Below are 11,929 nucleotides of genomic sequence, written 5' to 3'. Positions count from 1 at the left end.
AATGTCAACTCGATGGATCCTGACATAAAATGCATGCCCTGAATCCACCGTTTTTACTACGGATTGCGCGAGCCTTTCACATGACAAAATGGACACTGGGATACTCCTGTCCCATCGCCCTGACCATCAGCCTTGTTCCTGCCCTGAGCCCGCTCATGGCCCAGGCAGCGCCACTCAATGCGCCACCCGCCACCGGGATCCTCGACAGCCTCTGCTATGACTATGTGCCCAAGATAGAGAAACCCAGCGCAAACGAGGACGCCAACGCCCTGCCCGTCGAGGTGGATGCCGATCGCCTGGAAGCCAAGCAGGGCGAGACCGCCGTCTACGAGGGTGACGTCAAGGTGCGTCAGGGCGTGCGCAAATTCGACTCCGATTATGCCCAGCTGGACCAGAAGAGCCGGGATGTCATCGCCATCGGCAACATCTATTACAACGACGGCCAGATCACGGTCACCAGCGACAAGACCCTCAAGTCCAACCTGGACACCAAGAACTCCGAACTGGAGGAGGGCAAGTATCAGGTTCATGGCTCACCGGTACGCGGCTTCGCCGAAAAGGTGACCATGACCAACAACAACCAGAACATCACCCTGGAGGGCGCCCAGTACACCACCTGCCCGCCGGGTCAGGAGGCCTGGACCCTGAAGGCAGGCAGCATCGACATCGACCAGTCGGAGGTGTTCGGGGAAGCCTGGAATGCCAGCCTCTGGCTCTATGACTACCCGGTCTTCTATTTCCCCTACATCAACTTCCCCATCAAGGATGAGCGCAAGACCGGTCTGCTCTACCCGGGCTATACCCAAAGCTCCAAGAACGGTATGGACATCACCCAGCCGTTCTACTGGAACATAGCGCCGAACTACGATGCCACCATCACCTCCCGCTTCATGGACAGACGGGGCCTGATGGAACAGGTCGAGTTCCGCTACATGCCGGATCCGGCCCATACCGGCAGCCTCTACTTCGAGAACCTGGCGGACGACAAGCAGTACGACGAGACGGACAGCCTCAACGACTACCTGTCCGATGGGCACCGCTACCTGCTGAACGCCCGCCACACCTCCAGGTTCCTGGACAACGCCCTGCAGGTGTCGGTGGACTACACCAAGGTGCGGGATCAGGATTACAACTACTTCAACGACTTCTCCCCCAAGGTGGGGACCCAGGTCGACAACCAGCTGCAGCAGTCCCTGAAAGCCGGCTACTTCCAGCAGAACTGGAACCTCAACGCCGAGGTGCGGACCTACCAGATCCTGCTGGCCAGCGCCCAGCAGCCCCACGAGCTGATGCCGCGCATCGATCACAACTACTACCAGCAGGGCAACTGGTACGATCTGGCCTGGAACACAGAGCTCACCAACTTCGGCTACAACAACGACCAGGCCGTCGAGCAGAACCAAGGAGAAGCCTACACCGGCACCCGCATCCATACGGCCCCGACCCTGACCATCCCCCTGGTGGACGAAGCCGGTTACTTCCTCGACAGCCAGTACAAGCTGATGTACACCCGTTACGATCAGACGGTGCCTGACCAGATGAGCAGCACCTTCACCAATCGTTTCACCCCGAGAGAGGGCGGCGACGTCACCCTGGAAGAGGGGACCATCACCCGGGTACTGCCCTCGTTCCGTCTCAAGGGCGGCATGACCTTCGAGCGGGATCAGCAGTGGTTTGGCGAGGGTGCCAACCAGACCCTGGAGCCTGAATTCCAGTACCTCTATGTGCCCTACAAGGATCAGGACAACATCGGTGTCTATGACTCCACCACCATGCGCCAGGACTACTACAGCCTCTTCAGCGATCGCCGCTACGCCGGTCTGGACCGGATCAGCGACTCCAACCGGCTCTCAGTGGGGGTCACCACCCGCATCTATGATCCGGCCGGGGATGAACGAATCCGGCTGGCCGTTGCCCAAGCCTTCGACTTCGTGGCCCCCAGGGTCAAGCTCTACAGCAGCGACGAGCTGAGCACCAATACCCGCTCGCCGCTGTCGTTCGAGGGGGACGCCAAGATCAACGAGCAGTGGTATGCCCATGCCGGGGCGCAATATGATGTGGAGCAGCGCCAAATAAGCTCCGCCAACAGCGCCCTGGAGTACCGTCACGAGAAGTTGATCAGCCAGTTGAACCACCGCTTCGTGCGGGATGCCAACTACGACCTCGACCACAAGGGGCAGGTGACGGATCTCAACCAGATCGGCCTGCTGCTGACCACCCCGCTGGACGATCGCTGGCACCTTTATGGCGGCTACTATCAGGAGCTCAATCAGAACGTCAAAGTGGACCGCAAGGTGGGTCTGAAATACGACTCCTGCTGCTGGAGCATCAACTTCAACCTGGAATGGGTCAACACGCCAGATAACGTGAACAATACATCCACTGCCGAGCGCAGTTTCGGCATTCAATTTGAAATGAAAGGATTGGGTAGCGTGGGTACCGGCTCCAAGGGCACTTCCCTGGACACCGAAGCACTGCCTTACATTCGTCCGTTTAACCTGCGAGACCAGTAACCGGTCTGGCAAACGCCTTGAGAGATGGATATGAAGAAGACGTTGATTTCCCTGCTGACCGCAGGCCTGTTCGGTGTCATGAGCCAGGGCGCCCTCGCCGCGCCCGAGCTGGTGGACAAGGTGCTGGCCGTGGTCAACAAGGACGTGGTGCTGGCCAGTCAGCAGGAGGCCCTGGTGCAGAAGGTGAAGGCCTCCGCCCAGGAGAGCGGCCAGTCCCTGCCCGATGACGTCACCCTGCGCAAGCAGGCGCTGGATCGCCTGATCCAGGAGAGCCTGCAACTGCAACTGGCGGAGCGCCAGGGGCTCAAGATCAGTGACACCCAGCTGGAGCAGGCTATCCAGAGCATCGCCGCCGACAACAAGATGACTCTGGAGCAGCTGCGTGCCCAGCTGGAGCGGGAAGGGCTGACCTATGCCCAGTACCGGGAAGAGGTGCGCCGCGAGATCCTGATGAACGAGGTGCGCCGCAGCCAGGTGCGCCGTCGCATCAACATCTCCGATCAGGAGGTCAAGCAGGTGGTCGAGGCCCTGAGCAAACAGGGCCAGCAACAGACGTCATATCATATCGGCCATATCCAGGTCGCGCTGCCGGACAACCCGAATGCCGAGCAGCTCAACGCTGCCAAAGCCAAGATCGAGCGCATTCTGGCATCTCTGAAAGAGGGGGCGGACTTCCGCAAGCTGGCCATCGCCGAGAGTAACGGTCCCAAGGCCCTGGAAGGGGGTGATTGGGGCTGGATGAGCCAGCAGGAGATGCCCACCCTCATGGCGGAGGCGGTACAGGGCGCCAAGAAGGGCGACATCGTCGGCCCGCTGCGCTCCGGCGCCGGTCTGCACATCGTCAAGATCTTCGACACCAAGGGTCAGCAGCAGGTGATGCAGACCGAGGTGAAGGCGCGCCACATCCTGATCAAGCCCTCCATCATCCTGAGTGAGGAGAAGGCCAAGGGCACCCTGGACGGCATACTGCACGACATCAAGAGCGGCAAGGCCAGCTTCGCCAGCATGGCGGAGAAGTACTCCGAGGATCCGGGCTCCGCGGTGCAGGGCGGCGAACTGGGCTGGTCCGATCCCAACGTCTATGTGCCGGAGTTCCGCGACATGGTCAATCGCCTGCAGCCCGGCCAGATCAGCGAACCCTTCCGCACCACCCACGGCTGGCACATAGTGCAGCTCGAGGATCGTCGCAGCCAGGATGCCACCGGCAAGGCCCAGGAGCAGCGCGCCTACCAGCTCATCTTCAACCGCCGCTTCACCGAAGAGTCCCAGGCCTGGCTGGATGAACTGCGCGACGAAGCCTACATCCAGATCGAACCCAATTGATGGGCGACAAGCAGATGAACAAGGTGCATCCAGGGCACGCCGAGGCACAACTGAGCTGCCACCGGCTTGCTATCACCCCGGGTGAACCGGCTGGCATAGGCCCGGATCTGGTCCTGCAGATTGCCCAGCGGACCTGGCCCCATCAGCTGGTTGTGATCGCCGATCCCGCCCTGTTGCGCGAACGGGCCGCCCTGCTAGGGCTGTCCGTCGAGCTTGAACCCTATGACGAAAGCGCCCCCACCCGTCCGCAGCGGGCGGGGACTCTGACCGTCTGCCCCGTGCCGCTCGGCGCCCCCGTGGTGCCAGGCAAGCTGGATGAGGGCAACGGCGCCTATGTGCTGGCTACCTTGCAGCGCGCCTGCGACGGCAACCTGAGCGGCGAATTCGCCGCCGTGGTAACCGGGCCTGTGCACAAGGGGATCATCAACCAGGCGGGCGTCTCGTTCAGCGGTCACACCGAGTTCTTCGCCCAGCAGTCCGACACCGCCGATGTGGTGATGCTGCTGGCCACCGAAGGGCTGAGAGTGGCCCTCGCGACCACCCATATTCCCCTTGCCTATGTTGCCAAGGCCATCACCGAGGATCGCCTTGGCAAGGTGATCCGCATCCTGGATGCGGATCTCAAGCGCAAGTTCGGCATCGAACACCCCCGGATCTATGTCTGCGGCCTCAATCCCCATGCCGGGGAAGGGGGTCATCTGGGCCGTGAAGAGATCGATGTCATCGAACCCGCCCTGGCCGCCCTGCGCCAGGAAGGGATCGATCTGGTCGGCCCGCTGCCAGCCGATACCCTGTTCCAGGACAAATACCTCAAGGATGCGGATGCGGTACTCGCCATGTACCACGATCAGGGGCTGCCCGTGCTCAAGTACAAGGGCTTTGGCAACTCGGTCAACATCACCCTCGGACTTCCCTTCATCCGTACCTCGGTGGACCACGGCACAGCGCTGGATCTGGCAGGCAAGAACCTGGCAGACCCCGGCAGCCTCACCACCGCGATCAACCACGCCATCCAGATGGTAGAGAAAAAAAGATATGAGCAGTAAGGTGCACATGGGCCACACGGCCCGTAAGCGTTTCGGTCAGAACTTCTTGCACGACCGGTATGTGATCGACCAGATAGTGGCCGCCATCAACCCGCAACCGGGTCAGAATCTGGTGGAGATCGGCCCGGGTCTGGCTGCGCTCACCGAGCCGGTCGCCGCCCAGATGGACAAGATGACCGTGGTCGAGCTGGACCGGGATCTTGCCGCACGTCTGCGCGAACACCCGACCCTCAAGGAGAAGCTGACCGTCATCGAAGCCGATGCCATGCGCTTTGACTTCAGTACCCTGATGGGGGAAGGCAAGGGGCCGCTGCGCATCTTCGGCAACCTGCCCTACAACATCTCCACCCCCCTCATCTTCCACCTGTGCGAATTTGCCGACCGGGTGGAGGACATGCACTTCATGCTGCAAAAGGAAGTGGTGCTGCGTCTGGCCGCCGGCCCGGGCAGCAAGGCCTATGGCCGTCTGAGCGTGATGACCCAGTACTACTGTCAGGTAGTGCCGGTGCTGGAAGTGGGCCCGGGCGCCTTCAAGCCGGCGCCGAAGGTGGATTCCGCCGTGGTGCGTCTGATCCCGCACAAGAACCCGACTATCGTCGCGAAAGACATTCGTTGCCTGAACCGGGTCTGCACCGAAGGCTTCGGCCAGCGTCGCAAGACCATTCGCAACAGCTTCTCCAACTTCATCACCGACGCCCAGCTGACCGAGCTTGGCATCGATGGCAACCTGCGCCCGGAGAATCTCTCCCTCGAGCAGTTCGTCACGATCGCCAACTGGCTGGCCGACCAGCAACAGGCCTGATCCCATGACCCAAGCCCGGATAGTGGTCCGCCCCCACCCCAGCTATGTGGCGGGAACCGCAGATCCCTACCATTTTCTCTATCGCATCGAGATTGAGAACCTGGGTCCGGGCACGGTGCAACTGCTGCATCGACGCTGGCTCATTACGGATGCCAATGGCAAGATGCTGGAAGTGGAAGGTCCCGGCGTGGTCGGTGAACAACCCCTGATCGCCCCCGGCGAGACCTTTTCCTACCAGAGTGGCGTTCCCCTCGCCACACCGCTTGGCGTGATGGAAGGCAGCTACATCCTGCAGGATGAATCGGGGCAACAATTCGAAGCCCCCATCGCCCCCTTCACGCTGGCCGTCCCCAACATAATCAACTGAGGTTTCATGGCGAACTGTTTCGTCGGTGATATCCAGGGCTGCTACGACGATTTGCGCCGTCTGCTGGATCTTGCCGAGTTCGACTTCGATAACGACACGCTCTGGCTGTGCGGCGATCTCGTCGCCCGGGGGCCGGACTCCCTCAACACCCTGCGTTTCGTCAAATCACTGGGGCAGCAGGCCGTCACCGTGCTCGGCAACCACGACCTGCACCTGCTGGCGGTGGCCCACGGAGTCGCCCCGCTCAAGAAGAAAGACAAGCTGCAGGCGCTGATGGAGGCGCCGGATCGGGACGAGCTGCTGGAGTGGCTGCGTCACCGTCCCCTGCTGGCAGAACACCCCGACCTGCCCATCATGATGGTGCATGCGGGCCTCTCCCCCGCCTGGGACGCCCACACCGCCCGCAGTTGTGCCCGGGAGGTGGAGAGCCTGCTGCGCGGGGATCAGTACAGCTGGCTGCTGCACAACATGTATGGCGATCAGCCCGACAGCTGGAACGACAACCTGCTGGGCATAGAGCGTTACCGCTACATCATCAACAGCTTCACCCGGATGCGCTTTTGCTACTTCGACGGGCGCCTCGACTTCAAATGCAAGAAGGGCCCCACCGAATCGCCCCCGGGCCTGCGCCCCTGGTTCGAGCAGCGCGAGCACCATGTGGATGACCCCATCCTGGTCTTCGGCCACTGGGCGGCCCTGATGGGCAACACCGGCAAATCCGATATCAAGGGACTCGACACCGGGTGCGTCTGGGGCAACAGCCTCACCCTGTGGCGCTACGAGGACGACGCCCTGATCGCCACCCCCTGCCCGGCCTATGCCAAGTAGAGCGGCTCTTTGCGGAACAAGGGAATGATCCGCCGTTGAGAGGAGAGCAATGCCCTCTCCTGCGAAATGGAGCTGAAAACAGAACGGGCCCGGCAATGCCGGGCCCGTTTTTTCATGATGAGCGGATCAGAGCCTGCGCCCCAGCCGTTTCTCGACCTGGCGCCGCTCCCATTCCGGGCCAAACAGCTTGAAGGGCTGGAACAGGTTGATGGCGTGAGAAGCCAGCCCCAACCCCCATCCCAGCATGGGCCACCAGGCCCAGATATAGTCCGGGTTGCTCAGGTAGTTGATGACAAACAGCCCCCCTATCACCAGCACATAGCTCATGAGGTGGCCGTAGAAGCCCCTGAGCCCCTCCACGAACTTCATCGCCTCCCGCTCATCCCGCGCCACCTGCACGCGTCCCCGATCTTCGCCCTCATTCCCTTTCATCTCGCTCTCCTGCAGTTGGGTCACATCGAGCTCGAAGACGGCGGCCAGGGCCTTGAGGGATTCCAGTCCGGGTTGTTGTCCCTGCTCTATTCGCTGAATGGTGCGAACGCTCAGGCCAGTGAGGGTCGCCAGCTGTTCCTGGGACCATCCCCGTTGCAATCTCAACTTCCTGACGATCATCTTACGCTCCTTGTGGTGATTGACAGGGCCAGCATAGGGAAAGGGGATGAGAGGCGACACGACAGATGGCCGACACTCACCTGACTTCCTTTAAAAATCAAAATCTTACTACCACGCAATCGTGGCTTTTGCGCCCCGAGCAGCCAGGCTTGGCGTGCCGCTGGCGGCCAGACGTCACGGGGGGTTACAACCCCTGCATCAGCTCGGCACCAATCTCGAAGGAGCGCAGGCGCGCCTGATGATCGACGATGGGGCCGTTGAACATCAGCTCGTCCGCTCCGGTCTCTGCCAGCAGAGCCTTGAGGCCGTGGCGTACCCGATCCGGCTCCCCTACCAGGGAGCGAGCCAGAGTCTGCTCCATCGCCATCAATTCGCGGGGAGACCACTCATCCCCCAGCGTCTGCACCGGCAGTGGCAGCTTGCCGGCATCCCCCCGGTAGAGACGCAGGAACTGCTGCTGCAGGGTGGTGAACAGGAAGCGGGCCTCACGGTCGGTGTCGGCGGCGATCAGATTGACGCACACCACCGCATGGGGTTTTGGCCAGCGGGCAGAGGGACGGTATTGGGTACGGTAGATCTCCAGCGCCTGCAGCAACATGGCGGGAGCGAAGTGGGAAGCAAAGCCGAACGGCAACCCCATGGCCGCTGCCAGTTGGGCACTGTAGAGGCTGGATCCCAGCAGCCAGATGGGCACATGGAGTCCCTGACCCGGCACCGCCTGCACGGCACCGACCTCGTCGCCGAAATAACTCATCAGTTCGCGTACATCCGCCGGGAAATCATCCACCTCGCCGCTGCGCTGGCGGCGCAGCGCCTGCATGGTGCGCTGATCGCTGCCAGGGGCGCGGCCCAGGCCGAGATCGATGCGATCCGGATAGAGGGAACTCAGCGTGCCGAACTGCTCCGCAATGACCAGGGGGGAGTGGTTCGGCAACATGATGCCGCCAGCCCCGAGCCGCAACGTCGTGGTGCCCCCGGCCAGGTGGCCAATCAGCACCGCTGTGGCGGCGCTGGCAATGCCCGGCATGTTGTGGTGCTCCGCCAGCCAGTAGCGATGGTAACCCCAGCGCTCCGCATGGCGAGCCAGATCCAGCGAGTGGCGAAACGACTCGGCCGGCAGACCACCTTCGGGAACGGGCACCAGATCCAGCACGGAATAGGGGACGACAGACATGGGACACTCCATTGGTTCACAGGGCGTTTATCAGGGGAGCAATGTAGCACGAGATATCTGGACGAATCATCTCACCACAGGGCAAGGGGGCAGCCCGGAGGCCGGCTGTTGATTTCGGGCCGAAGAGCGCAAGATCGAGTCCTAGGCTTTTTGTCATCCAGCAAGCACACTGTTAGGTGACCAATACGGCGATCGCCAGGGGACAAGGATCCGTCCATGACAAACGCAAGTCTCAGTCGCAGACCCTTTTACGTACACATTGCCACCCTTTTCATCCTGCTCTTCTCCTTGCTGGGGGGCGCCCTCATCGTGCTGCAGTTCCAGCAGGGCATGCAGCAGGGGCTGGAGCACGAACGTCAGAGCTTCCAGCAATACCGGGAGCAGCTTGCCCTCGCCATCAAGCTGAACCAGCGACCAGCCCGCATGTCCCTGAATCTGCTGCGCAGCGGCCAGCTGTCCGCCATGACAGACCTCGAGACGCGGCTAGCCTTCCTGCCCCAGCTGGCGGAAGTGCTGGCCAACAGCACCAGTTACGGCGCCATCTATGCCGGTTACGAGGACGGCGATTTCTTTCTGGTACGCAAGCTGACCGAACGGGCGAGAGGGGCGCTGGAGGCGCCTCCACCCGAGAGCCGCCTGCTGGTCCAGAGCCTGCATCAGGGACAGGGAGAGTTCCTCTATTTCGACCAGCGGCTGCGGCTGCTGGAGCGGCGCCCCATGCCGGACTACCGTTTCGATCCGCGAGATCGGGGCTGGTACAAGGAGGCGCGCTGGAGCACGGGCATCATAGTGACCCACCCCTACCTCTTCTTCACTACCCGGGAGCCAGGCATGACACTGGCAGTGGAGAGCGATGATCGCCGGGCGGTGATCGGGCTCGATGCGGGCGTGGAGGGACTCTCTTCCCTCATCGGCGAGTTGCCCCTGCCCGGTCACAGCCAGCTGGTGCTGTTTGACGAGGTCGGGACCCTGCTGGCCACGGATCCCGAGCGCCTTCCAAGCTTCGAGCAACTGAGCCGCCTGCCCATGCTGTCGGCCCTCAATCACCCCATTCTCACCAGGCTGCAACAGGAGATGGCTGCGCGGCCTGCCCTGCTGCATCACCCCGCCGAGCTGACCCTGGCAACGGTTCAGGGTCAGGAGTGGCTGGTCAACCTCTCCTCCCTCGGGGAAGAGTCTCCGTTTTATCTCGCCCTCCTGGTGCCCACCGAGGTGCTCACCGCCCCGGCGCGCCAGGATGCGCTGCACAATCTCGCCTGGGCCCTTGCCGGTCTGCTGCTCCTGCTGCCCGTCATCTGGCTGGCTGCCCGGCGCACTGCCGCCCCCTTGCTGGTATTGACCGGGGAGGCTGAGCGGATCCAGCACTTCGACTTTGGCGAAAGCCCGGGGCCGGATTCGGCGATCCGCGAAATTGACGACCTCGCCCGCGCCATGTCCAGCATGCGCCTGACCCTCGGCAATTTCATGAACATGGGCCGGGCGCTGGCGGCAGAGCATCGCTTCGATTCGTTGCTCAGCCGCATCCTGCACGAGACGGTGGCGGCAGCCCAGGCCGAGGGCGGCTGCCTCTTCCTGGCCCAGGAGAGCGAGATGCAGGCCGTTCATGCCATCTGGCAGGGGCAGCCGCTGGCGTGCGAACAGGTACAGTGGCAGGCGGCGCTGCTCGGCGGACTCTACCACACGGATCGCCTCAGCCTGCCCCTCGACGAGGCACAGTGGGCCCGCTACCTCACCGACTGGGGCCCCTTCCCCGGTGCCTGCCAACTGCTGGTCGAGCCCCTTCACAACCACCGTCAGGAGCTGATCGGCTGCCTGCTGCTGATCCTGCCAGACTGCTCGGCCCGCGAACTGGCCTCGCGCATCAGCCTCATCGAGGCACTAGCGGGCACCTCCTCCTCCGCCATCGAAAACCAGCGCCTGCTGGAGGAGCAGAAGCAACTGCTGGAAGCCTTCATCGAGCTCATCGCCGGTGCCATCGATGCCAAGAGCCCCTACACCGGCGGCCACTGCCAGCGGGTGCCGGAACTGGCCAGGATGCTGACCCAGGCAGCCTGCTCACAGCAGACGGGGCCCTTTGCCGATTTCCGGCTCAACGAAGAGGAGTGGGAGGCCATCCATATCGCGAGCTGGCTGCACGACTGCGGCAAGGTCACCACCCCGGAGTTCGTGGTGGACAAGGCGACCAAACTCGAGACCATTTACGACAGGATCCACGAGATCCGCACCCGCTTCGAGGTGCTCAAGCGGGATGCCCACATCGAGGCACTCTGCGCCCTGCTCCCCCCATCCGGGCAGCAGGCCGCCCTCGAGGCTGTAACCCCCCTCTGGCACACCCTGGATCAGGAGTTCGCCTTCGTGGCCGAGTGCAATCTGGGGGGCGAGTGGATGGCGCCGGAGAAGCTCGCCAGGCTGGATACCATTGCCAGCCGCACCTGGTTGCGCACTCTGGACGATCGGCTCGGCATCAGTCAGGAGGAGCGCAAGCGCCACCAGGAGGCCCCCTCTCCCCTCCCCTGCCGAGAGTCGCTGCTCGCCGACAAGGCGGTCCATCTCATCCCTCGCCCCGAGCACGACAATCTCGCCCGACACAACCCATGGGGCTTCAAGGTGCGGGTGCCCACCCACCTCTACAATAGGGGGGAGCGCTACAACCTCGCCATCGGCCGCGGCACCCTCACCGAAGAGGAGCGCTACAAGATCAACGATCACATCATCCAGACCATACGCATGCTGGAGAAGCTTCCCTTCCCCCGCCATTTGCGCAAGGTGCCGGAGATTGCGGGGGGCCATCACGAGCGGATGGACGGCACGGGCTATCCGCGCCAGTTGCAAGGGGGGCAGATGAGCATTCCCGCCCGCATCATGGCCATTGCAGACATCTTCGAGGCGCTGACGGCGAGCGATCGCCCCTACAAGTCTGGCAAAACGGTCTCCCAGTCCCTGGCCATCATGGTGAAGATGGTGCAGGAACAGCACATAGACCCGGCCCTGTTTGCCCTCTTCATCGAGAGCGGCATCTGGCGGGACTACGCCAGACGCTTCCTCGCCCCCGAGCAGTTGGACGAGGTCGAATGCCAGGCCCTGCTGGCAGGATCACACTGACCTTCCGCCAGCACTCGCCCATAAAAAAAGGTTCTTCGCGGGATCTTGGGGAAGTGGAAGTTGACAGACAGGGTGCTGGTAAACTGGCTGTCTCCAAACACACCACCACCATCACCCTGCTGTCGCCGTGCATCATATTGATATTGCCTCCTTCTGGCCAGG

General features: G+C 62.5%; 9 protein-coding genes. 7 read left to right on the top strand and 2 right to left on the bottom strand.

Annotated elements, in window-relative coordinates; genetic code table 11:
- Positions 1 to 80 precede the first annotated feature (80 nt).
- The 6 genes from lptD to MUW49_RS11210 are packed head-to-tail and all read left to right on the top strand — an operon-like array spanning position 81 to position 6,879.
- Positions 81 to 2,513: an LPS assembly protein LptD gene (gene lptD / locus MUW49_RS11235; RefSeq protein WP_244812796.1), complete on the top strand. Its 2,433-nt coding sequence runs from the start codon at positions 81 to 83 to the stop codon at positions 2,511 to 2,513.
- Positions 2,514 to 2,543: 30 nt separating this feature from the next.
- On the top strand, positions 2,544 to 3,836 hold the full coding sequence (gene surA / locus MUW49_RS11230; protein WP_244812794.1) for a peptidylprolyl isomerase SurA: 1,293 nt from the start codon (positions 2,544 to 2,546) through the stop codon (positions 3,834 to 3,836).
- A 50-nt stretch (positions 3,837 to 3,886) separates the two neighbouring features.
- A complete protein-coding gene (gene pdxA / locus MUW49_RS11225; RefSeq protein WP_081331990.1) occupies positions 3,887 to 4,882 on the top strand; it encodes a 4-hydroxythreonine-4-phosphate dehydrogenase PdxA in 996 nt (331 codons plus the stop codon).
- Positions 4,872 to 5,684, top strand: a complete 813-nt coding sequence (gene rsmA / locus MUW49_RS11220; protein WP_010673207.1) for a 16S rRNA (adenine(1518)-N(6)/adenine(1519)-N(6))-dimethyltransferase RsmA — start codon at positions 4,872 to 4,874, stop codon at positions 5,682 to 5,684. The genes pdxA and rsmA overlap by 11 nt, the downstream gene beginning before the upstream one ends.
- Positions 5,685 to 5,688: 4 nt before the next feature.
- Entirely contained in the window at positions 5,689 to 6,051 is a 363-nt protein-coding gene (apaG, locus tag MUW49_RS11215) for a Co2+/Mg2+ efflux protein ApaG (protein WP_010673206.1), read from the top strand.
- Positions 6,052 to 6,057: 6 nt separating this feature from the next.
- Entirely contained in the window at positions 6,058 to 6,879 is an 822-nt protein-coding gene (locus MUW49_RS11210) for a symmetrical bis(5'-nucleosyl)-tetraphosphatase (protein ID WP_113724987.1), read from the top strand.
- 126 nt (positions 6,880 to 7,005) lie between these two features.
- On the opposite strand, the gene MUW49_RS11205 is transcribed toward MUW49_RS11210, so the two are convergent.
- Together MUW49_RS11205 and MUW49_RS11200 are read right to left on the bottom strand one after the other, a co-directional pair.
- Entirely contained in the window at positions 7,006 to 7,491 is a 486-nt protein-coding gene (locus tag MUW49_RS11205) for a 2TM domain-containing protein (RefSeq protein WP_041211140.1), read from the bottom strand.
- 184 nt (positions 7,492 to 7,675) lie between these two features.
- Positions 7,676 to 8,665, bottom strand: a complete 990-nt coding sequence (locus MUW49_RS11200; RefSeq protein WP_010673203.1) for a luciferase-like monooxygenase — start codon at positions 8,663 to 8,665, stop codon at positions 7,676 to 7,678.
- 216 nt (positions 8,666 to 8,881) lie between these two features.
- Here MUW49_RS11200 and MUW49_RS11195 point away from each other — a divergent pair, with 216 nt between their 5' ends.
- A complete protein-coding gene (locus MUW49_RS11195; protein WP_244812792.1) occupies positions 8,882 to 11,767 on the top strand; it encodes an HD domain-containing phosphohydrolase in 2,886 nt (961 codons plus the stop codon).
- Positions 11,768 to 11,929: the final 162 nt, after the last annotated feature.

The sequence above is a fragment of the Aeromonas sp. LsrichE-8G genome (genome assembly GCF_022869435.1).
Lineage (GTDB): Bacteria > Pseudomonadota > Gammaproteobacteria > Enterobacterales > Aeromonadaceae > Aeromonas > Aeromonas caviae.
The sequence above is the reverse complement of the archived record's forward strand: the minus strand, read 5'-3'. Positions and strand labels throughout refer to the sequence as shown.